Consider the following 21,776-nt stretch of genomic DNA (forward strand, 5'->3'; position numbering starts at 1 on the left):
GTCGTTCCCCCCCGCGAAGCGAGAGGGGGAAAGGCGCGCAGCGACTCAAGGGGGCTTTCATCTACAGAGGCCGGTTTTCATCGCTGTCCGGCGCACGGCGCTGCGGCGCCAGCAGCAAAGCGCTGACCACGGGCCACAGCAAGGTCTCGATCACTGGAGCTATCAGAAACTCCAGCCCAGGGAAGATACCTCCCGTCGCGACACGCAGCAGTACCTGAATGCCGTGCGCCGCAGCAAACACCGGCAGCAGATGCAGGGCCTGCACGGGGCTCGAGAACCAGAGCAGGCGGCGACTCATCCAGCCTGTCACGAAAACCAGCAAGGTATAGGCCAGTGCATGCTGACCCAGCAGCGAGGCTCGGTCCACATCCATGACCAGCCCCAGTGCAAAGGCAATACCCAGGCCCACGCGCTGCGGTTGGTTCAGACTCCAGAAGGCCAGCAGCAACAGCAACATGTCCGGCAGCCAGACTATGCGACCCAGCGGAAGCATGTTGACGGCCAGGCCTATCACCAGGGTGACGACGATGAACAGAGGATTGACCGGCAGCAACAACTGCTGGCCGCGCGGCATGATCATGCGGGATCCTTTGCAGGCTTGGCGGCCTTGGTCCCCGCCTTCTCAGCGGCGGCCTTCTCCTTTTCGGCAGCGGCCGCCTCCTTTTTGCCACGTGCCTTGGCAGCCCGGTCGGCCTTCTCGGCATCGGCCTGGGCCTGCATATTGGCGGCCTCGGGATGCTCGGTACGGCCCTGGGGCTTGAGCACCATCACATGGCGCACACCCTGCACGCGGCCCACGGGCTCGCAGTAGATGCGGGTGAAGGCAGAGTCGGCACGGCGGTCCACGGTCACCACCTTGGCCACGGGCAGGCCCGTGGGATAAAGCCCGTCAATACCGCTGGTGGTGAGCAGATCGCCCACCTGTACATCGGCGTTGCTGGGCATGAAGCGCAGCTCCAATCCGCCGGCGCGGGTCGAGGATGCATCGCCATAGGCGACACTGCGCGCGCCAGTGCGCGGGTTGAAAACGGGAATGGCCTGATCGCGATCGATCAGCAGCGTGACCTCGGCACGCGTCGGATAGACGCGCGTGACCTGGCCTATCACGCCTTTTTCATCGAGCACGGGCGAGCCCGGCGCAATATTGTCCGCCTGCCCCTTGTCGATCACCACGCGGCGCGTATAGGGGTCAGGACTGTCATAGACCACCTCGGCCACCTGCCCCGGCGTCAACGAGCGCTCACGCAACTCCAGCATGGAACGCAGATGCTCGTTCTCCTTGATCAACTCGTCGGCCAGCTCGGCGCGCTGAGCCATGACGACCAGCTCCTTGCGCGCAGCATCCTCGCGGGCCACGGCCTGCTGCTGCACCTCGGCATAGCGGCTGGCGTTCTGGTAGGCCAGCACGGGCTGGGCTACCAGCCATTGCACGGGCGACAGCGCCACCGACAAGGCCGCGCGCACCGGCGTGGTGATCTTGAAACGCGCGTCGGCCACCATCAAAAACAGCGCCAAAGCGCTGTAGAGGGCAAGCTGGGAAGTGCGCGAGGCCTGTTGCTTGAACAGTGATGGAGCGCGGTGGTCCAGGGTGTCCAGGCTCATGCGTGCTCCCGCAGCATGGCCGCATGCGCACGGCCACCTGGATCAGAAGGAATGCAAAAAGAGAGCGCGGTATGCAGGCGTATCACGGACTCAGGCCCTGTTCATGGAAGTGGCTGCGGTACGCGCACTATGCCGCGTGCCGCAAAACACCACATTGCACAGCGATTAATCGCTGGTGAAGATGCTGCCCTGGCGATCCATGGTCTCCAGCGCCATGCCGCAGCCGCGCACCACGCAGGTCAGCGGCTCCTCAGCCACCAGCACGGGCAGACCCGTCTCTTCGGCCAGCAGACGATCCAGATCGCGCAGCAGCGCACCGCCGCCAGTCAGCATCATGCCGCGCTCGGCAATGTCGGCGCCCAGCTCGGGAGGCGTCTGCTCCAGCGCATTCTTCACGGCGGAAACGATCTGGTTCAGGGGGTCGGTCAGCGCTTCCAGCACTTCGTTGGAAGAGATGGTGAAGCTGCGCGGCACGCCTTCGGACAGGTTACGGCCCTTGACTTCCAGTTCCTTGACTTCGGAGCCGGGGAAGGCCGAGCCGATCTGCTTCTTGATCAGTTCTGCCGTGGGCTCGCCGATCAGCATGCCGTAGTTGCGGCGGATATAGCTGATGATGGATTCATCGAACTTGTCGCCACCCACGCGCACCGAGCCCTTGTAGACCATGCCGCCCAGCGAGATCACGCCCACTTCGGTCGTACCGCCGCCGATGTCCACCACCATGGAGCCAGAGGCTTCGGAGACGGGCAGGCCCGCGCCGATGCCGGCAGCCATGGGTTCTTCGATCAGGTACACGGCCGTGGCACCCGCAGCTTCGGCGGCGTCCTTGATGGCGCGGCGCTCGACCTGGGTGGAGCCGCAGGGCACGCAGATGATGATGCGGGGGCTGGGCGTCAGCACCGAGCGCGGATGCACCATCTTGATGAACTGCTTGATCATCTGCTCGGTGATCACGAAGTCGGCGATCACGCCGTCCTTCATGGGGCGAATGGCTTCGATGTTGCCGGGCACCTTGCCCAGCATGGCCTTGGCTTCGCGGCCGACAGCCTGAATCACCTTCTTGCCGTGGGGGCCGCCTTCGTGACGGATCGCAACCACCGAAGGTTCGTCCAGAACAATGCCCTTGTCTCGGGCGAAAATCAGGGTGTTAGCTGTGCCAAGGTCAATGGCAAGGTCGGTGGAGAAGTACCGACGGAAAGCTCCGAACATTCAGGGTCCTCTCAGGCACGGCTTGCGCATCGGCTAGCCGTCGCCGGGATGTAAGGTAATGGAGTCTGGGTGGTGGGCATTTTTTGCACAATGACCAGCCGAACGGAGGTATTGCGGCAAAGCCGAGATAATACCGTATCCCCTGTGAATAACTTCTACTGTCAGGGTTAGAAACACTGCTTTACACGCGGCGGCCCTGTTAAATAATTTCTATGGCATTGAACGATCAAGACATTGCGCGCATCGCCAACTTGGCCCGCCTTGAACTGTCGCAAGACGAAAGTAAGCGCATGCTCGCGCAACTAAACAACTTTTTCGGCATCGTCGAAAAAATGCAGGCTGTGGATACTTCAGGCGTCAGCCCTCTGTCACATCCGGTGGCAGCCATCCAGGACGTCGCCTTACGGCTACGTGACGATTTGGTAAGTGAGGGCAATAACCGCGACGCCAACATGCAGAACGCCCCTGCAGCCGAAAAGGGTTACTTCCTCGTGCCCAAGGTCATCGAATAAACGCGCGGGACACATCAGAACATGAGCCAAACCGAACTCCACCAATTGAGCGTGGCCGAGCTGGCCGCGCAGCTGCGCGCCAAGCAGGTCTCAGCCACCGAAGCCGCCCAGCATTTCCTGGCCCGCGCCAAGCAGCACCAGCAGCTGGGCGCTTTTGTCGCCATCGATGAAGACGCCACCCTGGCCCAGGCCAAGGCGGCCGACGCCCTGATTGCCGAAGGCAAGGGCGGCAAGCTGGCCGGCGTGCCCATTGCGCACAAGGACATCTTCGTCACCAAGGACTTCCCCACCACCGCCGCCAGCAAGATGCTGGAGGGCTACAAGTCGCCGTTTGACGCCACCGTGGTGAAGAAGCTGGCCGATGCCGGCGTAGTCACCCTTGGCAAGCTCAACTGCGACGAATTCGCCATGGGCGGCGCCAACGAGAACTCGGCCGTGGCCCCCGTGGGCTTTGACGCGGCACAGCCCGTGCGCAACCCCTGGAACACCGAGCGCGTGCCCGGCGGCTCGTCCGGTGGCTCCGCCGCTGCCGTGGCCGCGCGTCTGGCCCCGGCCGTGACCGGCACCGACACCGGCGGCTCCATCCGCCAGCCCGCCTCGTTCTGCGGCATCACCGGCATCAAGCCCACCTATGGCCGCGCCAGCCGCTACGGCATGATCGCCTTTGCCTCCAGCCTCGACCAGGCCGGCCCCATGGGCCGCAGCGCCGAAGATTGCGCGCTGCTGCTCTCCGAAATGTGCGGCCCCGATCTGGACCGCGACTCCACCAGCCTGGACTACCCCGCCGAGGACTTCAGCGCCCGCCTGGGTGACTCGATCGAAGGCCTGCGCATCGGCGTGCCCGCCGAGTTCTTTGGTGAAGGCCTGTCCGACGATGTCCGTGCAGCCGTCAACGCAGCGCTCAAGGAATACGAAAAGCTGGGTGCCAAGCTGGTTCCCGTGAGCCTGCCGCGCACCGAACTGTCCGTGCCCGTGTACTACATCCTGGCTCCGGCCGAGGCTTCGTCCAATCTGTCGCGCTTTGACGGCGTGAAGTTCGGCCACCGCGCCGCCAAGTACGAAGACCTCAACGATATGTACAAAAAGACCCGCGCCGAAGGATTCGGCGACGAGGTCAAGCGCCGCATCATGATCGGCGCCTATGTGCTGTCCGAAGGCTATTACGACGCCTACTACCTGCAGGCGCAGAAGATCCGCCGCATGATTGCCGACGATTTCCAGGCTGCCTTCAAGGACTGCGACGTCATCGCCGGCGCGGCCGCGCCGACAACCGCATGGGCCATTGGCGGCAAGGCCGACCCGGTCAGCAACTACTTGGCCGACATCTTCACCCTGCCCGCATCGCTGGCCGGCCTGCCCGGCCTGTCCCTGCCCGCAGGCTTTGGCGACGGCGGCATGCCCGTGGGCCTGCAGCTGATCGGCAACTACTTCGGCGAAGCCAAGCTGCTGAACGCGGCCCACCGCTTCCAGCAAGCGACAGACTTCCACCTGAAGAGCCCTGTTGGCATTTAAATGAAACACCCCCTGAGTCGCTTCGCGCCTTCCCCCTCAAGGGGGACGACAGCCTCGCTGCGGGGCGGCCCTTGCTCGCTGTCCCTGGATCGGGCCGCGCCAGTTTCATGCGCGGCGCCATGGATACAGCCCACTTTTTGAAGCAAGAACATGACTGTGAAACTAATCAATGGCTACGAAGTCGTCATCGGCTTCGAAACCCATACCCAGCTGGCCACGAACAGCAAGATCTTCAGCCGTGCCAGCACCGCCTTCGGCGCCGAGCCCAACACCCAGGCCAGCGCCGTTGACCTGGCCCTGCCCGGCACGCTGCCGGTGATGAACAAAAAGGCCGTGGAATGCGCAATCAAGCTCGGCCTGTCGCTGGGCTCGACGATTGCGCCGCGTTCCATTTTCGCGCGCAAGAACTACTTCTACCCCGACCTGCCCAAGGGCTACCAGATCTCCCAGTTCGAGATCCCCGTAGTGCAAGGCGGTGAAGTCAGCTTCTATCTGGAAGAGGGTAAGAACAACGTCCTCAAGACCGTGCGTCTGGTGCGTGCCCACCTGGAGGAAGATGCCGGCAAGTCCGTGCACGACGAGTTCATCGGCCAGTCCGGCATCGATTTGAACCGCGCCGGCACGCCGCTGCTGGAAATCGTGACCGAGCCCGATATCCGCAGCACCGCCGAAGCCGTGGCCTATGCCAAGGAGTTGCACAAGATCGTCACCTGGATCGGCATCTGCGACGGCAATATGCAGGAAGGCTCGTTCCGCTGCGACGCCAACGTGTCCGTGCGCAAGCCCGGCCAGCCCCTAGGCACGCGCCGCGAGATCAAGAACCTGAACTCGTTCAGGAATATGCAGATCGCCATCGACTACGAAATCCTCTGGCAGATCGAGCAGATCGAGGACGGCCACAAGATCCAGCAGGCCACCGTGCTGTTCAACCCCGACACGGGCGAGACCCGCGCCATGCGCACCAAGGAAGATGCGGCCGACTACCGCTACTTCCCCGACCCCGACCTGCCTCCGCTGGTCGTGGCGCCCGAATGGGTGGAGCAGGTCAAGGCCGAAATGCCCGAGCTGCCCCGCGCCATGGCCGCGCGCTTTGTAGCGCAATACGGCCTGCCCGAGTACGACGCCACCACGCTGACGCAAAGCCAGGCCATGGCCGCCTACTTTGAAGCCGCCGCCAAGGCCTGCGGCCAGCCCAAACTGGCGTCCAACTGGATCATGGGCGAGATCTCGCGCCGCCTGAACATGGAAGAGATCGGCATGGACCAGGTCAAGGTCTCCGCCGAGCAACTGGGCACCCTGATCGCCCGCATCCATGGCAACGTTATCAGCAACAACTCCGCCAAGCAGGTGTTCGAGGCGCTGTGGACCGGTGAAGGCTCCGATGTGGACGCCATCATCGAAGCCAAGGACCTCAAGCAGTCCAACGACACCGGCGCACTGGAAGCCATCATCGACGAGGTAATCGCCGCCAACCCCGCCAACGTCGAGCAATACCGCGCCGGCAAGGACAAGGCCTTCAACGCCCTGGTCGGCCAGGTCATGAAGGCTTCCAAGGGCAAGGCCAACCCCAGCCAGGTCAACGAGCTGCTCAAGGCCAAGCTGGCCTAACTCTGTTACAAGCACGTCCCTCAAGGCGTGCCTCTGCCCCCAGATAATGGGAGCACGCTCCAGGGCCGCAGGCAGCATATGCCTGCGGCCTTATTACTTGCAGCTCATCCCAGTCCTCGGTCCCCATGCCCTGTGGCGCCTGCCCAGGAAAAAATCAGTGATCTTCTCGAACGCCTCACTCATCGAATCCGAAAAAGAGCGCAACCTCTGCAGCAAGTTTTTTGCCGGTTACTTTTTCAACGAATTCACGGCCGGCTATGCCAAGCGCATCGTCCAGTTCAACCGCTACATCCAGGAAGTCACGGGCCGCGACGACCTCGGCCTTCAGTCCCCCCATATCTCCTTCGACACCCACGCCTACCTGTGCCACGAGCGCCTGCGCAGCAAGCTGGCCGATGTGCTCATCTCAGACCCCGCACGGCAGGTCTTTCTGTTCATCGAGACCAAATACCTGAGCAACTGGACTTACGCCGCCGATGTGGCCAAAGGGCTGGAGCGGCTGGACAAGGTCTTCGACGCCGATAAGAAGTCCCATCTGGCAGACGCCCGCCAGCATTACTTTGTGCTGACCTCCAGACGCAAGGAAGAAGCCGCAGGCCGCCCCGTGCAGCACTACGCCCCGGTGAATGGACCTATCTATGTTCCCACCCCTTCGCGCGCCGCAGAAGTGAGCGAGGGCGACGCGGCTGAGTCCGCGAAGCCTTCTTTCACCAGCCTGCTCTATTGGGAAGACCTGGCCCAGATGTGCGACCGCTCGGAAGTGCGCCAGTACATGGAGGCGCGGTTGAAGCTATGTGTCAGCAGCAGTCGGAATCAGCACAAGGCGGGGTACTTTTTGCCGGGGGCGTGAGGACTGCTTGATCAGGTCGCCACATGCTCGCTGGAAGCAAGGAACTCCAACTGAATCAGCCCGCAGGTCAATGTCAGGTCACGATGGTGAATTCAACCGGTCGATGCAACACATGCGCTGAACATCTCAGCGGGTGTATGGAAGCCGAGCGTCTTGCGTGGCCTCTCATTCAATTGTCTCGCTATCGCGTTGAGTTGATGCTGTGACAGCCCTGACAGGTTCATGCCCTTGGGCATGTACTGCCTGAGCAACCCATTCGTGTTCTCGTTACTTCCCCGCTGCCATGGGCTTTGCGGATCGCAGAAGTAGACCTGAATATCCGTGGCCAAGGTGAATTGCTTGTGGGCATGCATCTCGGTGCCCCGGTCCCAGGTCAGAGATTGGTAGAGCTCCTGTGGCAGCTTGCGGGCATGCTTGATGAGCGCGTTGACGACCGTCTGCGTGTCTTTGCCATCGAGCTTCACCAACATCACGTAGCGCGTTTGACGCTCGACCAACGTCGCGATCTGGCTGTTGCCACTGCCAAAGACCAGATCACCTTCCCAATGCCCAGGCACAGCTCGGTCTTCAACGCACGCCGGACGTTCACGGATCGTGACTGCATCGGCGATCTGGCCATGGATTGCCGTCTTCTGCGTGTAGTGCCGTGAGCGACGAATTCCGCGAGTACGTCTGAGGTGTTCCAACAGTTCCTTCTTCAAGGCGCCACGCGCTTGAATGAACAGACTGCGGTAGATAGTCTCGTGTGACACGCGGTGCCCCTCGTCGCAAGGATAAGTCTGCTTGAGCCAACCAGCAATCTGCTCTGGCGACCACAGCACCCGTAACTTGCGGGCCACGACTCGGGCCAATGCGCGGTTCGCAACGAGTTTGCAGCGCTTGGGGCGCCGCGCTCGATCCCAGGCTGCTTCATCTGCCTGGTTGGCACGGTAGCTGTTGCAGCCTCCATTGCGCTTGATCTCTCGACTGATCGTCGATGGTGCTCGTCCGAGTCGAGTGGCAATGGCGCGAATCGATGCGCCCGTCACCATTGACCGCGAAATCTCTTCTCGTTCGGCCTGCGTCAATGCGGTTGCGGCCCGTGATCGTTGGACTGGACGGATTCCACCTGTCTCGGCCAGGATTCGATGGATCGAAGAGTGGGCGCGATCAAAGAGCTTGCCGATCTCTTGCAACGTCCAGCCTTGCTTCCAGCGCTCCCACATCAGCGTCTTCTGGCTATCCGAATAGTAGATTCTGGGTCGCTGCTTCATTTGCAACACTCCTGCCGCCTATGCGGTGGTTAGTGTGTTGCAACGACCGGTTGAATCCGCCATGCAACGCTGTCCTTCGACAGCGCTGCCCGCAGCCCGAACCGCGTGCCGCAGGCGCTGACACACGGGGGGATGCGGGTACAGGCGGACTGCCTGAATTTGGACGAGATCGGCCTCTAGCGCTTATCCAGATTAAGCAAGCAGCAAAAAAACTTAAAGAAGCCATTCCGTTTCCAGTTTTCGCCCCTTGTGCCCACGCCTGCGGCGGCCTCTTGGGGCTGGCAGTTGCACCGCAGAGTGCGACTGCATCGTCTTCAAATATGCGGCCGTTTGTTCGAACGGAGCGGCATGCCGCGAAGTGAGTTGGGCCGCATAGCCGCAAGAGGTGGGCGGCGCAGGTTGCCCCCGTCGCGCAACGAAGAGGACGTGGGCAGTAGGGACAGGCTCTTTGCCTACTTTCTGGTGGTCCGGCATACCGGCAGCAGAAAGCAGGTCGGCAGGCGGGCCGAGACCCGCCCTCTGCAAGCAAAGCAGGCATGTCGTTGGCTTTGTAAAACATGCCCTCATGTAAACCAACAATCAAACAAGGCATCTCATCAAAACAAAACATCAAGCACTGACAGCTATCTTTTTCAAAAGCCACCGTTGATTACATAAATCCAAGGTAAAGCGCACACCAAACCCACACAAATCTGCGCACAATCCGGCGCAAACCCCATATCTTTGCGCTCCATGTTCTCCAAGCTGCTCAAGCCCCTGCTCTGGCTGCTGGCCTTGTGCCTGGCGGTCTATATCTGTATCTGCAGCTATATGTTTGCGCAGCAGCGCCAGATGATTTTTCCGGGTGGCGGCACACAGGTGGCGGCCGAGAGCACCGATTTCTCGCTGCAGCGCGCCGATGTGCTGCTGCGGGGCTGGCAGCTGCACCCGGCCGACGGCAAGGCGCGCAATGCGGTGATCTACTTTGGCGGGAATGCCGAGAACATTGCCCACCGGCGCCAGCAGCTGTCGCGCAGCCTGCCGCACAGCGATATCTATATGCTGGCCTACCGCGGCTACGGCGCCAGCGAGGGCGAGCCCACGCAAGAGCTGATGGAGCTGGATGCCGCGGCCTTGTTCGATGAGGTCAGGCGTCTGCACCCACAACTGCCCATCACCGTGATCGGCCGCAGCCTGGGCACGGGCGTGGCGGCTGCCGTGGCCGACCTGCGTCAGCCGGACCAGTTGGTGCTGATCACGCCCTTCGACAGCATTCTGAACACGGTGCGCGGCATGTATGGCTGGCTGCCTGTGGAACTGCTGCTGCGCGACCCGTTCGACTCTGCCGCGCATCTACGCAATTACCATGGGCCGATTCTGGTGCTGCGCGCCGGACGCGATCAGGTGGTGCAGCACGAGCGCACTGACGCCCTGCTGCACGGCCTCAGGGACAAGGCGGTGCAGGTGCAGGAATTCGCCCAGGCGAATCACTCGACCATCTTCCGCGCCAACGGCTTCTGGAGCGCCATAGAGCAGTTTGTGGACGGGCATCACAAAGCGGCCTGAAAGGCCTCTGACGCTCCCAGCAGGAGCTGTCCGGCGATGCGTTTCAAGTGCCCGTCAAATCCTTGACGACCGTCGTCGCGCCGTTTTTCCTGACGGACTCGATGCCCGCATCGCGCGAGGCTGCCGAGGCATAGAGCTGGCTTGTGCCGATAACCTGATGGTTGGCCGCCTTGAGGTTGAAATGCTCCTTGCCGTTGCTGGCTGTCTTTTTCTCATAGCGCTCGGCCAGCGGGCTGTTGGTCTGCACCGAGGCAATGCCGCTCTCGGCCGCCGCCCGTGCCTTGTACAGCTCGCTGGTGAGGATGATCTCGCCATTGCCGGCCTTCAGCACAAACCGGAACTGCCCATCGCTGCTCTTGCTCAACTCGAAATGACCTGCCATTGGTTTCTCCTTCAGTTGCAAAAAGCGGCCTGCGCCGCGGGGGTAGCCCGCACACTATAAAACCATCACCGCTGAAACCGGGCATCTCACGGCCGGCTCCGGCGGTGATGAATCCAGCCTTGTCAGCTTTTCATGGTGCTTTCATAAGGCGGCTGATCCAGCCCCATGCCTTCGGCCAGATTCTCGGCATAGCCCAGCATCAGCGTACGCCGAGATAGCAGCACAGACGCCAGCTGTACCCAGCCCGCATGTTCCCGCACCTCGCCCTGCCCCTGGCCGTAGAGCATGCGCAAATCCTCTATCAGCCGATCGACCAGCACCGCATCGGGCAGGCTGCTGCGCACAAACCCCATCCATGCGGCGCCCATGCCGAAGAAGCGATAGCCATATTGCACCGCAAGATGGCGGATGACAGCGTGGTTCTGAAAACTGTCCCAGTCCGCGCTGAAATAGCCGTTTGGCTGGCCCGCAATCATGAGCTCGTCGCTGGGCACGGGCAGACGCTGGACATAGACCACCTCGTCGAGCAGCACCTCGGGACTGCCGTTGGCCTGCAGCAGGGCATCTACATCCTCGGCCGCCAGCAGCAGCGTGCCGCAGACCTGCACCCAGTCCTGCACCAGCTCGGGCCGCTGCAGCTGCGCCACCCGGTGCTGCAGCGAAGCCAGCGTCAGGGCCTGCTCCTGCGCCGGGTCGTCCCAGTCCATGTCCTCGGGGTCATCCAGATACAGGCGCTCATCCTGGCTCGCATGGCCGCTGGTGTAGCTGCACTGGCTCACATCGTCCAGCGTGCAGAGGTAGCGATGTGCAGGGTCGGCGGCACGCAGCGCGTCCAGCCGCTCCAGCACCTCGTCCAGCGTCTTGAACTCCTGCAGCCACTCATGGGCGAAGCCGAAGTTGCCCCGGCGATATTCGGCCTGTTCCCCGTCGAATCTTCCTGTCTTCATTTGCGCAGCACCCGGCGATAAAAGAACACACACAGGCCCACGAAATAGGCCAGGCCCAGCCACATGGCGGGCGCAAAGCCTTCGCCGACCAGGGCCAGCGGCGCATCCTTGCCGCTGAAGCCTATGAGTGCCGCAATCAACAGGCCCATCAGGCTCTCGCCCACGATGAGGCCGGAGGCCAGCAGCAGGCCGCGCTCCTCGGCCGCCGCCGTCCAGTCCTTGCCGCCGCGCTGCGCATAGGCCTTGATGGCTCTGGCAATGCACCAGCCCAGCACCGCGCCTATGGTCAGCGTCAGGCCTATGGTGGGCGGCAGATAGATGCCCAGGCCCACGGCCAGCGGCGGCAGCGCACCCTTGCCGCTCTTGCGCAGGGTCAGATCGATCAGGATGACGACAATGCCCACGGCCACGCCCAGACCCAGCATGCTCCAGTCCAGCGAGCCCTTGAAGATGCCGCTGGCAATCTGCATCATCAGCGTGGCCTGCGGCGCGGCCAGGGCCTGATTCGGATCCATGCCGGCACGCGGCATGCTGCCGGCAAAACCGTAGGCGTTGTAGAGCAGATCCAGCACGGGCGGTATGACCAGCGCGCCCACCAGACAGCCGATGATGAGCACGATCTGCTGACGCCAGGGCGTGGCCCCCACCAGATAGCCGGTCTTGAGATCCTGCAGGTTGTCGTTGGAGATCGCAGCCATGGCCAGAACGGCCGAAACCATGAACAGCACCAGCGCAATGCCCATCTGCCCCGCCACGGCGCTGGCATAGGCCGGCACCAGGGCATGCAGCGCCAGCAGGGCCACGCCCATGAGCAAGGTGGCGATGATGCCGATGCCCGAGATGGGACTGGCCGACGAGCCCACCAGACCGGCCATATAGCCGCAGGCCGCCGCCACCAGAAAGCCGAACAGGGCCGCGAACAACACGCACAGGGCCGCCAGGCCGTAGCGTGCGCCAGCGGCCAGATCGGGCATATGCCCGACGATGAAGTCATTGACCACCAGGAACAGAACGCCCAGGGCGGCGGCTCCTATCATTAACATCCAGCTGCGCGGCATGTCCTTGTCGGTTTCATCGCCACCGGCACCCTCGGCGACGCTGCGTGCAGGCTGGTTGCGAATCGCCTGGACAATGGGCTTGGCCAGCGTGGCCACGGTCCACAGCGCCGAGATGCCGATGACGCCCGCACCCAGAAAGCGGGCCTTGCTGCCCCAGAGCTGGGTGGACAGCTCGGAGAGCGCCTGGCCGGCCGCAGGAGAAGCCTGGGCCGTCAGCCAGGGTACGACCACGCCCCAGCACAGCGCCAGCCCCACAAGCACTGCAATGCCTGCGGCCGCGCCCATCAGATAACCTGCGGCCAGCAGGGCGGGCGAAAAGCCCGCCGCCACGCGAAAGGCCACGCCGCCTGCGGGAATCCAGAAATTGAAGGCATCGCCGAGCAGGCGCAGACCGCCACTGAGAAAGCCGAACAGCGCTGCCAGCCCCGTGCCCCAGCCCAGCTCGCGCAAGCCCGAACTGCGTGGCTTGCCCTGGTTCTCCGGATCGTGGAGATGGCGCTGCTCATCGCCTACGCGCAACACCTCGGCAGCAGCCACGCCCTCGGGATAGGGCAGCTCGGACTGCACCACCAGCACGCGGCGCAGGGGCACGGTGTAGAGCACGCCCAGTGTGCCGCCGGCCGCGCAGATCAATGCCGTCTGCCAGAACGGAAAACCCGTCCACAGCCCCAGCATGAGCAACGCCGGCAGCACAAAGATGACCGAAGACAAGGTGCCGGCCGCCGAGGCCTGGGTCTGCACCAGATTGTTTTCAAGGATGTTGGAATCCTTGAAGCGATAGAGCAGCGCCATGGAGATCACGGCAGCGGGAATCGCCGAGGCAAAGGTCAACCCGACCTTGAGCCCCAGATAGACGTTGGCGGCGGTGAACGCCAGGGTGATGAGCGCGCCAAGCAGCACGCCACGAAAGGTGAACTCTCTCTTGATTGGTGTATTCATTGTGCAAGCGGGAGGGTCTGTAACGGCACAAGCCTAGCATCAGCGGCGCGCAACACCATGTCCGTCGCGCGCCCTTCGGGCCAGCTCCTGGCATCGCCAATGGCCGCTCCATGAAAAAAGGAGACCAAGGTCTCCTTTTCCGTTCAGCGGCCAAGGCTTCAGAACAGCACGCGGCAGCGGATGGTGCCCGCAATCTGCGCGAGCTTTTCCAGCGCCAGCGCCGAGGACTTGGCATCGATATCGATCACCACATAGCCCACTTTTTCATCGGTACGCAGGTACTGACCTGCGATATTGATGCCGTTGTCGGCAAACACCTGGTTGATGGCAGAGAGAATGCCGGGACGGTTCTCGTGCACATGCAGGATGCGATTGTTGCCGGGGTGCTCGGGCAGCGCCACTTCGGGGAAGTTGACGGCCGATGTGGTCGTGCCGTTGTCGCTGTACTTGACCAGCTTTTCCGCCACTTCCAGACCGATATTGGCCTGCGCCTCCATGGTGGAGCCGCCGATATGCGGCGTGAGGATGACATTGTCCATGCCACGCAGCGGCGACAGAAATTCGTCCTTGTTGCTCTTGGGCTCCTTGGGGAAGACGTCGATGGCCGCGCCCAGCAGCTTGCCGCTTTGCAGCGATTCCGCCAGCGCCTCGATATCGACCACCGTGCCGCGCGATGCATTGATGAGAATGCTGCCGGGCTTCATGGCGGCAATCTGCGCCGCTCCCATCATGCCGTTGGTGGAGGCCAGCTCGGGCACATGCAGGGTGACGATGTCGGACTGGGCCAGCAGCTCGTTGAGACCGCTGCTCTGCTGGGCATTGCCCAGCGGCAGCTTGGTCACCACGTCGTGGAAGATGACCTTCATGCCCAGGCCTTCGGCCAGCACCGACAGCTGGGTGCCGATGGAGCCATAGCCGACGATGCCCAGCGTCTTGCCGCGGATCTCGAAGGAATTCTCCGCGCTCTTCTTCCAGCCGCCGCGGTGGGAGACGGCATTCTTTTCGGGGATGCCGCGCAGCAGCAAAATGGCTTCGCCCAGCACCAGCTCCGCCACCGAACGGGTGTTGGAGTAAGGCGCATTGAAGACCACCACACCGCGCTCGCGCGCTGCGTTGAGATCCACCTGGTTGGTGCCGATGCAAAAGCAGCCCACGGCCACCAGTTTCTGCGCAGCCGCGAACACATCGGCCGTGAGCTGGGTGCGCGAGCGGATGCCGACAAAGTGCACATCGGCAATCTTGCGCTTGAGCTCCTCGCCGTCCAGCGCGCCGGTCAGTGCCTCCACATTGGTGTAGCCCGCGTCATGCAGCACCTTGAGCGCGGAGGGATGTATGCCCTCGAGCAGCAAAAACTTGATCTTCGATTTATCCAGCGACGTCTTACCCATGATCCAGCCTCGATCCATCAAAACTCCATTACAGCGGTTTCGTAATTCCGTTACAGGATCTGGGTGCATCGCCCCTTCATGAAGTGAATAGGAGCAGCACCGGCGTCCCCTGCCCAAAAACGAGCGCTGGGCGGGACGGAAGCGTGCATTTGTCGACTCAGCTGTAACAAATTACGACTTTCCGATTCGCTTCCTACAATCGCGATCATTCACGCGCTTCCAATTTCATAGTTGAAAGTGCAGACCACTCAAGCTTTTTACAAGGATTTGCTGCCTATGCTGACCCTCTTGCGCCGCGCAGAAGATTTGCTGATTCAAGTTCTGCGTCTTGTCTTGCTCGCCTTTTCCATCTTTGTGCTGTTTGGCATGGGCCACTGGATCTGGGACCACTACAAGCCCAAGAAGCCCGATACCGCCACTGCCGGCGCAACGGCGCTGAACTGGAAGGATGCGCCCTACGACCTCAAGTACATGGAAGAAGAGACCGGTCGCGACCTGAGCGTACTCGGCAACGCCGTGCCCATGGAAAAGCGTCTGGCCGACCCCGCCCTGCGTCCGGATTTCCGCAAGGCCGACGGCCTGCTGCGTGGCTTCATCTACCGGGACACGGCTGCGCGCAAACGCGTAGAAACGGAAAACAGCAGCCAGGGACTGGATCCCATCCACCCCCTGCTCAAGGGCGATGCCCTGCCCTCGGCCGACGATGTCAACCGCCAGATCAAGATGCGCGAGGCACGTGAAAACTCCTGCTGCGACAAGGAGGCTGCCGACGCGGCCGCTGCCGAAGTGGATGCCGCCTGGACGGCTCGCCGCATCTCGCTGACCCGCGAGGACCGCATGGCCCGTGCCGCCGCAGATGCTGCAGCCGATGCAGCGATTGCGGCAGCCGCCGAGGCTTCGGGCGAAGACGCCATGCTGATGGATCCGGTGAACCTGGCCTCCGAAATCAACGACCGTGCCCAGGCCGCCGAGATGGAGCATGGCGAGGGCTCGTACGCGGCCTACATCAAGGGGCTGCCCGTGGCGCTGGAGAAGGTGCTGGGCAACGAAAGCCTGACCAAGAAGCTGCAGCAGCAGTCCGCCCCGCAGATCGTCAACACCTTGCTGACCAACTACACACTGTCGTTCGACCGCACGGCCGCCAAGCTGCGCGGCGACAACCCCGATGAGGAAAAGTGGGAGTTTCTGGGCATGGACACGGCTTTTGCCACGCTGCTGATTTCCTGCCTGGTGATGGTGATGATGGCGCTGGTGATGTTCCGCATGGAGCGCCATTTGCGCGGTATCGGCGCGCAATCGGGTCAGAAGTCCTGATTTTCCGGCTCCGGCACAAAGGCCGGAGCTTGCGCTATGGTTTCGGGCCCGCCTCTGTACAGTAGGCGGGCCCTTTTCTTTTCAGTTCAGCGATATTCACCATGAGCACCACCCGTAGCAGTACCGTCCCCGTCCACGCGCAATTCATCGAGCGCATGTCGCCGCGCGCCTTTGTGCCTGAAGCACTGAGCGCTGCCCAGATCGAGCAGCTGGTGGAAGCCGCCCGCTGGGCGCCTTCGGCCAGCAACAAGCAGCCCTGGCACTTTGCCTACGCCCTGCGCGATGACGCGAACTGGCAGGCGTTCTCGCAGATCCCCAACGAAGCCAACCGCCGCTGGTGCCTGAATGGCGGCGCGCTGATCGTGTTGCTGTCGGACAGGCAGGCTTCCGCCGCCAAGCACAGCTTCGACGCGGGCTGCGCCTGGGGCTATCTGGCGCTGCAGGCCCATGCCATGGGTCTGGCCACCCACGCCATGGGCGGCTTCTCTGCCGATGAAGCCCGCAAGGTGCTGAACCTGCCCGAGCATCTGGTGCCCGAATGCGTGATCGCCGTGGGCCGCCGCGCCGATGCCGCCACTCTGCCCGACGATCTGCGCGAGCGCGAGCAGCCCTCGGGCCGCAAGCAGCTGGCCGAAATGCTGAGTGCCGGAGCCGTTCAAGCCGCCGCAACCGCCTGAAGCAGCGCCAATCCCGCCAAAGCTCCACAACTCACCCTGTGGAGCTTTTTTTGACAGAATTGCCGCATTAATCAATACAACATTGCGGGAGCAGCTATCAAATTTGCGCCCCGTAGCCTGAGCCTATGTCCGTCATGCAAATAATGTGGCAGCGCCTGGGGCCGGTGGCCTCGCGCCCTTCTTGGAAAGAGCTGATCCGCGCCAGCATCGGCGCAGGTCTGGGTCTGGCGCTGGCCGGCATTCTGGTGGGGCTGGTCGAGCATTTCTTTCCCAACACCCTGTTCCTGTTCGCACCGCTGGGCGCCACCGCCGTGCTGGTCTTCGCCGTGCCCAGCAGCCCGCTGGCCCAGCCCTGGAACTGTGTCGTCGGCAACACCGTGCCTGCACTCTATACCTTGCTGCTGCTCTGGGCGTTTCCCACGCTGTCCCAGACCTCGCTGGCCGCGCTGGCCGTGGCAGGAGCCATTGCCCTGATGCTGCTGCTGCGTGCCCTGCACCCGCCGGGTGGCGCCGTGGCCTTGCTGACGGTACTGGCTGCGGCCCAGATGGCGCCACTGGGCTGGCATCTGCTGATTCCCATGGCCGTGCTCTCAGGCGTCCTTGCAGCAGTCGGAGTGCTCTACCACCGCGCCTGCGGCCGTCCCTACCTGCACCAGCCGCATCAAGCGGCCAAGACCCAGCGCCCCACCACGCGCCTGGCGCTGAGCGAGCAGGATCTGGAGCAGCTGTTGCAGCGCTTCGAGCAAAGCTACAACCTGACACCCGAGGATCTGGGCGCGCTGCTGGCCGCCGCTGAGGAGGAAGCCATCAAGCGCCGGCTGTCCAGCGTGAACTGCGGCACCGTCATGTCCGCCAAGCTCCTGACCGTGAGCCCGCAGACTCCGCTAGAAGAGGTCGCCGAGCTGTTTCACCGCCATCTGATCAAAAGCCTTCCCGTGGTCGATGCGCAAGGTGAGCTGATTGGCCGCGTGCTGCGCGCCGACCTGTTCGACTGGCTCTGGCAGGATCACCGCGCGCGCCAGCAGCAAAACCTCTGGCAGCGCCTGCGCAGCCGGCCATCCAAAGTGCAATCCGTAGCCCAGGAACTGATGCGCGCACCAGAGATGAGCGTGCAGGAAGACACACCCATGGGCGATCTGCTGCACGAGCTGGCATCGCACAGCGTGCAGTTCATTGCCGTGCTGCGAGGCAAGACCCTGGTCGGCGTCATCACGCGCTCCGACGTGATTCGCACCTTGCTATCCATCAATCAATAGCCATGCGGGAAAAGGCCCTCTTGCCTGACCTGGGCTGCTGGATAAACTATGGGCAGTACTGGTTTGATTGCCCGAAAAGGAGTTGCTGCCATGGACGCCGTGTTCACCCCAAACCTCGACAAGCTGCGCAACATAGTGCAAAGCTTTGGAGCCAGTTCCTTTACCGCGACACAGGTGGCCACGGAATACGAAGGCAGCACTGCCAGCAGCGAAATCACCAAGACCTTCGAAGAGCTGCTCGCCCACCACGCCACCGTGCTGGGCATTCAGTCCGTGCCGGGCCACCATGTGGTCTGGCGCGCAAACTGAGCCGCTGACAAGCCCCTTCATGCATGCCCACTTCGGTGGGTATTTTCTTTTTCATCCAGGGATCAACTGGGCTAAAGTGCGGCGCCATGTCGCTGATTCCTCTTTCGTTGTGGATGCCGCTGTCCGTTGCGGCCTGCGTGCTGCTGGTACTGGCCGCCGTGGGCTGGCTATGGCGTACCGCCCTGCGCATCCCCGCAGGCAGCCGTGACGGCCGCAATATGCGCAACATGGCCGCCATTGCCAGCGCAGGCCTGCTGCTATGGCTGGCCTATGGTTTGTTCAAGGGTTATGGGGCGCTGTGGCAAGCCGATGCGCTGATGCTCATGGCTCAGGCACCGTTGCTGGTGCAGATGCCCTTGATCATCGCCGGAGTGGCCTGGATTGCGACCCTGCTGCTGGGTCGGGTCATGGCCATGCACAAAGACGGCCACGAAGACTGAAGGCACAGCCGTCAGTGCGAGCGCGTTGCGGCCGGCTGCAGATCAGCCCATAGTTTGCGCAGCTGCTGCAGCTCGGCATCGAAGCGCTGGTTGATGCGCTGCTTTTCCTCTTCCTGCTGCTTGATGAAGCGCTGCTGCTCGGCCTGAGATTCCGTGTTGTCGTCCAGCTGGCGGCGCAGATTAGCGGGAGCCTTCTTCGGGTCGTTCTGATAGAACTCCAGCTCGGTATTGAGCTTGCGGCGGCGTTCCTTGAGATCGACCTGGCGCTGCTGGGCCACGCCGATCACATCGTTGACCTGGGCAATGGCCTCGGCTCTGGCGGCGTCATGCACGCCCTGATTGGGGAAGCGCGCCAGCATCGCACGGTCACGCGAGCGCTCCTCACGCAGGCGTTGCTGCTCGGCCTGGTCCTGGCGGCGCTTGGCCTCCTGTGCACTGCGCTCCTGATCGGTCAGCGTGGGGCCCACGCGGCGCAACTCGACGCCCGTGGTACCAAGCACACGCTGCTCGCGATCGACGCAGGAGGCAATAGGTCTGTCGGCCGTGATGCGCCGCCCATTGGCATCCGTGCAGGCGTAGATACCGCCGCTATTGGCTGGGGCCTGGGCTTGAGCCGGCATGGCGCCTGCCCAGACGGTAGCTACCACATACAAACTCAGTTTTGCATGCAAGGCCTGCTTCATTTGCGTGTTTATTCCTTGTCTTCAACACCATAACGCTGACGGTAGGCCAGCACGCGCTCATGATGCTCGCGGCCGGCATCCCCGCCCTGCTGCTCGAGATAAAGCAACAGATCTGCCAGCTTGGCAATCGCACAGACCTGCATGCCCAGTTGATTGCGCACATATTGCACGGCGCTGTGCGGCACGTCCTGGCCATTCTCTGTCGCCATTTCCTGACGATCCAGAGCGATAGCCACGGCATGCGGCTCGGCACCAGCCGCCTTGATGATAGCAATCGACTCGCGCGCGGCCGTACCGGCCGACATCACGTCGTCAATGATGAGCACGCGGCCCTTGAGGGGAGCGCCCACCAAAGTACCGCCTTCACCGTGGTCCTTGGCTTCCTTGCGGTTGTAGGCAAAGGGTACGTTCTTGCCCTGCCGCGCCAGTTCCACCGCCACCGTGGCTGCCAAAGGGATGCCCTTGTAGGCAGGCCCGAAGACCATATCAAACTCCATGCCGCTGGCCAGAATGGCTTTTGCATAGAATTCGGACAGACGGGCCATCTTGGCGCCATCGTCGAACAGGCCGGCATTGAAGAAGTACGGGCTGATGCGCCCGGCCTTGGTCTTGAATTCACCAAAACGCAGCACGCCCGCATCGACGGCAAACTGCACAAAATCCTGCGCCAGACGGTCTGCACCGCCCATTGGCTTCTCACTCACCACCATGGATTCATCCTTGTTCAAATTAACCAGCCTCAACCTCAACGGTATCCGCTCTGCCACGACCAAAGGCGCCGAAGCCTGGATCGAAGCCACTGCGCCGGATTGTATTTGCGTCCAGGAAATCAAGGCCCAGGCTTCGGATATGGCCGGGCGCTTCGAGGTGTTGGCCGGCATGAAGGGCTACTTCCACTTTGCCGAGAAGAAGGGCTATTCGGGCGTGGGCGTCTATACCCGCCACGAGCCCAGCGATGTGGTCGTGGGCTTCGATATCGAAGAGTTCGACGCCGAGGGCCGCTATGTCGAAACCCGCTTCGACACGCCAGGCCGCAAGTTCTCCGTCATCAGCGCCTACTTTCCCAGCGGCAGCTCGGGCGAGTTGCGCCAGGAGGCCAAGTTCCGCTTTCTCGCCAAGATGCACAGCCACCTGATGCACCTCAAGGCCGAGCGCGACTTCGTGCTCTGCGGCGATATCAATATCGCGCACCAGAAGGAAGACCTGAAGAACTGGCGCGGCAACCAGAAAAACAGCGGCTTCCTGCCCGAAGAGCGTGACTGGATGAGCAAGTTGCTGCACAAGACCGAGGCCAGCGGCGGTCTGGTCGACGTCTATCGTCAGCTTCAGCCCGACACCACGGATGCCTGCTACACATGGTGGAGCAATCGGGGCCAGGCCTATGCCAACAACGTGGGATGGCGACTGGACTACCACCTGGCCACACCGGCGATCGCGGCCCTGGCCCGCACCGAGTCCATCTACAAGGGCGAGAAGTTCTCGGACCACGCGCCCATCACCATTGGTTACGACATGGCGATCTGAAGCGCGCAAGCAACGCCGGCAGCGACCTGCAAGGCAGTGAACGCACGCATGCTCGGCGAATTGAGTTAGCGCAAGGTGCAACAGTACAACCCATGCGAGCATGAGTTGTACTGAGCCGGCTGGGCAGGTTTCCGAAAGAATGAACTGCGGAACCTGGAGGGCGACAAGGCCACAGCGGTTCCCGTTTCGCTTTTAGGAAAAGGAATAGCCAATGAAGAAGATCCTGATGACCCTGGCCCTGTGTGCAGTCGGTGCCCTGAGCGCACCCGCCATGGCGGCAGGCTGCGAAGCCGTCGTTGAAAGCAACGATGCCATGCAGTTCAATGTCAAAAGCATCGATGTGCCCAAGTCCTGCAAGAAGTTCAGCGTGACTCTCAAGCATGTGGGCAAGATGCCCAAGACCGCCATGGGCCACAACATCGTGGTCAGCACCGCTGCCGACATGCAGGCCGTGATCACCGACGGCATGGCCGCTGGTGCTGGCGCCGACTATGTGAAGGCCGGCGATGCACGCGTGCTGGCTCACTCCAAGGTGATCGGTGGCGGCGAGACTACCAAGTTCGATATCGATGCGAGCAAGCTCAAGGCTGGCACTGACTATGCCTTCTTCTGCTCCTTCCCCGGTCACTCGGCCCTCATGAAGGGCTCGCTCAAGCTGGGCTCCTGAGCTCCGAAGCTCCCGATTCAGGAGCTTGCAGCGCTTCCCTCATATAAGTTTTGAAGCCATTCAAACTGAAAGACATTAAAGGACAAGCGCCAGACGCTCTG

At 62.4% G+C, this 21,776-nt stretch carries 22 protein-coding genes; 12 read left to right on the forward strand and 10 right to left on the reverse strand.

Annotation, left to right across the window (positions count from 1 at the left end):
- Window positions 1-61: 61 nt before the first annotated feature.
- The 3 genes from mreD to Cth01_RS10850 all read right to left on the reverse strand — a co-directional run bounded on the left by mreD (window position 62) and on the right by Cth01_RS10850 (window position 2,811).
- On the reverse strand, window positions 62-580 hold the full coding sequence (mreD, locus tag Cth01_RS10840) for a rod shape-determining protein MreD (RefSeq protein ID WP_034357886.1): 519 nt from the start codon (window positions 578-580) through the stop codon (window positions 62-64).
- Window positions 577-1,602 (reverse strand): rod shape-determining protein MreC, encoded by a 1,026-nt coding sequence (mreC, locus tag Cth01_RS10845; protein ID WP_003070406.1) that lies wholly within the window; start codon window positions 1,600-1,602, stop codon window positions 577-579. Before mreC ends, mreD begins: the two co-directional genes overlap by 4 nt.
- A gap of 165 nt (window positions 1,603-1,767) precedes the next feature.
- On the reverse strand, window positions 1,768-2,811 hold the full coding sequence (locus Cth01_RS10850; protein WP_003059473.1) for a rod shape-determining protein: 1,044 nt from the start codon (window positions 2,809-2,811) through the stop codon (window positions 1,768-1,770).
- 212 nt (window positions 2,812-3,023) lie between these two features.
- Here Cth01_RS10850 and gatC point away from each other — a divergent pair, with 212 nt between their 5' ends.
- The 4 genes from gatC to Cth01_RS10870 all read left to right on the forward strand — a co-directional run bounded on the left by gatC (window position 3,024) and on the right by Cth01_RS10870 (window position 7,293).
- On the forward strand, window positions 3,024-3,323 hold the full coding sequence (gene gatC, locus Cth01_RS10855; RefSeq protein WP_003070403.1) for an Asp-tRNA(Asn)/Glu-tRNA(Gln) amidotransferase subunit GatC: 300 nt from the start codon (window positions 3,024-3,026) through the stop codon (window positions 3,321-3,323).
- Between the two features lie 21 nt (window positions 3,324-3,344).
- Entirely contained in the window at window positions 3,345-4,835 is a 1,491-nt protein-coding gene (gene gatA, locus Cth01_RS10860; RefSeq protein ID WP_045839217.1) for an Asp-tRNA(Asn)/Glu-tRNA(Gln) amidotransferase subunit GatA, read from the forward strand.
- Window positions 4,836-4,985: 150 nt separating this feature from the next.
- Window positions 4,986-6,443, forward strand: coding sequence for an Asp-tRNA(Asn)/Glu-tRNA(Gln) amidotransferase subunit GatB (gene gatB / locus Cth01_RS10865; RefSeq protein WP_034357880.1), 1,458 nt, complete (start codon window positions 4,986-4,988; stop codon window positions 6,441-6,443).
- 157 nt (window positions 6,444-6,600) lie between these two features.
- Complete coding sequence (locus tag Cth01_RS10870; RefSeq protein ID WP_034393261.1) at window positions 6,601-7,293, forward strand: hypothetical protein; 693 nt, start codon at window positions 6,601-6,603, stop codon at window positions 7,291-7,293.
- Between the two features lie 92 nt (window positions 7,294-7,385).
- Here Cth01_RS10870 and Cth01_RS10875 read toward each other — a convergent pair whose 3' ends face one another.
- Window positions 7,386-8,546 (reverse strand): IS30 family transposase, encoded by a 1,161-nt coding sequence (locus Cth01_RS10875; RefSeq protein WP_045839218.1) that lies wholly within the window; start codon window positions 8,544-8,546, stop codon window positions 7,386-7,388.
- Window positions 8,547-9,278: 732 nt separating this feature from the next.
- Between Cth01_RS10875 and Cth01_RS10880 the strand changes: the two genes are divergently transcribed.
- The gene (locus tag Cth01_RS10880) at window positions 9,279-10,091 is read left to right on the forward strand and encodes an alpha/beta hydrolase (RefSeq protein WP_045839219.1); all 813 of its coding nucleotides are present in this window, start codon (window positions 9,279-9,281) and stop codon (window positions 10,089-10,091) included.
- Window positions 10,092-10,134: 43 nt separating this feature from the next.
- Here the strand turns inward: Cth01_RS10880 and Cth01_RS10885 are convergent, their stop codons facing one another.
- From Cth01_RS10885 to serA, 4 genes are all read right to left on the reverse strand, one after another.
- Window positions 10,135-10,473: a YegP family protein gene (locus Cth01_RS10885; RefSeq protein ID WP_034357874.1), complete on the reverse strand. Its 339-nt coding sequence runs from the start codon at window positions 10,471-10,473 to the stop codon at window positions 10,135-10,137.
- A gap of 122 nt (window positions 10,474-10,595) precedes the next feature.
- Complete coding sequence (locus Cth01_RS10890; RefSeq protein ID WP_034393254.1) at window positions 10,596-11,420, reverse strand: hypothetical protein; 825 nt, start codon at window positions 11,418-11,420, stop codon at window positions 10,596-10,598.
- On the reverse strand, window positions 11,417-13,417 hold the full coding sequence (locus Cth01_RS10895; protein ID WP_034393251.1) for an OPT family oligopeptide transporter: 2,001 nt from the start codon (window positions 13,415-13,417) through the stop codon (window positions 11,417-11,419). Before Cth01_RS10895 ends, Cth01_RS10890 begins: the two co-directional genes overlap by 4 nt.
- Window positions 13,418-13,575: 158 nt before the next feature.
- Window positions 13,576-14,805: a phosphoglycerate dehydrogenase gene (gene serA, locus Cth01_RS10900; protein WP_034357918.1), complete on the reverse strand. Its 1,230-nt coding sequence runs from the start codon at window positions 14,803-14,805 to the stop codon at window positions 13,576-13,578.
- Window positions 14,806-15,081: 276 nt separating this feature from the next.
- Here serA and Cth01_RS10905 point away from each other — a divergent pair, with 276 nt between their 5' ends.
- From Cth01_RS10905 to Cth01_RS10925, 5 genes are all read left to right on the forward strand, one after another.
- Window positions 15,082-16,119, forward strand: coding sequence for a hypothetical protein (locus Cth01_RS10905; protein ID WP_034357916.1), 1,038 nt, complete (start codon window positions 15,082-15,084; stop codon window positions 16,117-16,119).
- 101 nt (window positions 16,120-16,220) lie between these two features.
- Window positions 16,221-16,796, forward strand: a complete 576-nt coding sequence (locus tag Cth01_RS10910; RefSeq protein ID WP_034380918.1) for a nitroreductase family protein — start codon at window positions 16,221-16,223, stop codon at window positions 16,794-16,796.
- A gap of 134 nt (window positions 16,797-16,930) precedes the next feature.
- Window positions 16,931-18,052 carry an HPP family protein gene (locus Cth01_RS10915; RefSeq protein WP_233425152.1) on the forward strand — a complete coding sequence of 374 codons (1,122 nt, stop codon included), beginning with the start codon at window positions 16,931-16,933 and terminating at the stop codon, window positions 18,050-18,052.
- Between the two features lie 90 nt (window positions 18,053-18,142).
- A complete protein-coding gene (locus Cth01_RS10920; protein ID WP_003070377.1) occupies window positions 18,143-18,361 on the forward strand; it encodes a hypothetical protein in 219 nt (72 codons plus the stop codon).
- A gap of 86 nt (window positions 18,362-18,447) precedes the next feature.
- Window positions 18,448-18,801, forward strand: a complete 354-nt coding sequence (locus tag Cth01_RS10925; RefSeq protein ID WP_034380913.1) for a hypothetical protein — start codon at window positions 18,448-18,450, stop codon at window positions 18,799-18,801.
- Window positions 18,802-18,812: 11 nt separating this feature from the next.
- Here the strand turns inward: Cth01_RS10925 and Cth01_RS10930 are convergent, their stop codons facing one another.
- On the reverse strand, window positions 18,813-19,484 hold the full coding sequence (locus tag Cth01_RS10930) for a hypothetical protein (protein ID WP_034357858.1): 672 nt from the start codon (window positions 19,482-19,484) through the stop codon (window positions 18,813-18,815).
- A gap of 8 nt (window positions 19,485-19,492) precedes the next feature.
- The gene (pyrE, locus tag Cth01_RS10935) at window positions 19,493-20,194 is read right to left on the reverse strand and encodes an orotate phosphoribosyltransferase (protein ID WP_045839220.1); all 702 of its coding nucleotides are present in this window, start codon (window positions 20,192-20,194) and stop codon (window positions 19,493-19,495) included.
- A gap of 10 nt (window positions 20,195-20,204) precedes the next feature.
- On the opposite strand from pyrE, the gene Cth01_RS10940 reads away from it, so the two are divergent.
- A complete protein-coding gene (locus Cth01_RS10940) occupies window positions 20,205-21,008 on the forward strand; it encodes an exodeoxyribonuclease III (RefSeq protein ID WP_034357855.1) in 804 nt (267 codons plus the stop codon).
- A gap of 211 nt (window positions 21,009-21,219) precedes the next feature.
- A complete protein-coding gene (azu, locus tag Cth01_RS10945) occupies window positions 21,220-21,675 on the forward strand; it encodes an azurin (protein WP_003070364.1) in 456 nt (151 codons plus the stop codon).
- Window positions 21,676-21,776: the final 101 nt, after the last annotated feature.

The sequence above is a fragment of the Comamonas thiooxydans genome (assembly GCF_000964545.1).
Taxonomy (GTDB): Bacteria; Pseudomonadota; Gammaproteobacteria; order Burkholderiales; family Burkholderiaceae_C; genus Comamonas; species Comamonas thiooxydans.

What these genes read in the sequence shown, in the direction of transcription:
- Cth01_RS10890 (WP_034393254.1), bottom strand. Translation starts at nt 11,420, where the DNA reads ATGAAGACAGGAAGATTCGACGGGGAACAGGCCGAATATCGCCGGGGC.
- azu (WP_003070364.1), top strand. Translation starts at nt 21,220, where the DNA reads ATGAAGAAGATCCTGATGACCCTGGCCCTGTGTGCAGTCGGTGCCCTG.
- Cth01_RS10920 (WP_003070377.1), top strand. Translation starts at nt 18,143, where the DNA reads ATGGACGCCGTGTTCACCCCAAACCTCGACAAGCTGCGCAACATAGTG.
- Cth01_RS10850 (WP_003059473.1), bottom strand. Translation starts at nt 2,811, where the DNA reads ATGTTCGGAGCTTTCCGTCGGTACTTCTCCACCGACCTTGCCATTGAC.
- Cth01_RS10925 (WP_034380913.1), top strand. Translation starts at nt 18,448, where the DNA reads ATGTCGCTGATTCCTCTTTCGTTGTGGATGCCGCTGTCCGTTGCGGCC.
- gatA (WP_045839217.1), top strand. Translation starts at nt 3,345, where the DNA reads ATGAGCCAAACCGAACTCCACCAATTGAGCGTGGCCGAGCTGGCCGCG.
- gatB (WP_034357880.1), top strand. Translation starts at nt 4,986, where the DNA reads ATGACTGTGAAACTAATCAATGGCTACGAAGTCGTCATCGGCTTCGAA.
- Cth01_RS10880 (WP_045839219.1), top strand. Translation starts at nt 9,279, where the DNA reads ATGTTCTCCAAGCTGCTCAAGCCCCTGCTCTGGCTGCTGGCCTTGTGC.
- Cth01_RS10915 (WP_233425152.1), top strand. Translation starts at nt 16,931, where the DNA reads ATGCAAATAATGTGGCAGCGCCTGGGGCCGGTGGCCTCGCGCCCTTCT.
- gatC (WP_003070403.1), top strand. Translation starts at nt 3,024, where the DNA reads ATGGCATTGAACGATCAAGACATTGCGCGCATCGCCAACTTGGCCCGC.
- Cth01_RS10875 (WP_045839218.1), bottom strand. Translation starts at nt 8,546, where the DNA reads ATGAAGCAGCGACCCAGAATCTACTATTCGGATAGCCAGAAGACGCTG.
- pyrE (WP_045839220.1), bottom strand. Translation starts at nt 20,194, where the DNA reads ATGGTGGTGAGTGAGAAGCCAATGGGCGGTGCAGACCGTCTGGCGCAG.
- Cth01_RS10905 (WP_034357916.1), top strand. Translation starts at nt 15,082, where the DNA reads ATGCTGACCCTCTTGCGCCGCGCAGAAGATTTGCTGATTCAAGTTCTG.
- mreD (WP_034357886.1), bottom strand. Translation starts at nt 580, where the DNA reads ATGATCATGCCGCGCGGCCAGCAGTTGTTGCTGCCGGTCAATCCTCTG.
- Cth01_RS10885 (WP_034357874.1), bottom strand. Translation starts at nt 10,473, where the DNA reads ATGGCAGGTCATTTCGAGTTGAGCAAGAGCAGCGATGGGCAGTTCCGG.
- Cth01_RS10910 (WP_034380918.1), top strand. Translation starts at nt 16,221, where the DNA reads ATGAGCACCACCCGTAGCAGTACCGTCCCCGTCCACGCGCAATTCATC.
- serA (WP_034357918.1), bottom strand. Translation starts at nt 14,805, where the DNA reads ATGGGTAAGACGTCGCTGGATAAATCGAAGATCAAGTTTTTGCTGCTC.
- Cth01_RS10895 (WP_034393251.1), bottom strand. Translation starts at nt 13,417, where the DNA reads ATGAATACACCAATCAAGAGAGAGTTCACCTTTCGTGGCGTGCTGCTT.
- Cth01_RS10930 (WP_034357858.1), bottom strand. Translation starts at nt 19,484, where the DNA reads ATGAAGCAGGCCTTGCATGCAAAACTGAGTTTGTATGTGGTAGCTACC.
- mreC (WP_003070406.1), bottom strand. Translation starts at nt 1,602, where the DNA reads ATGAGCCTGGACACCCTGGACCACCGCGCTCCATCACTGTTCAAGCAA.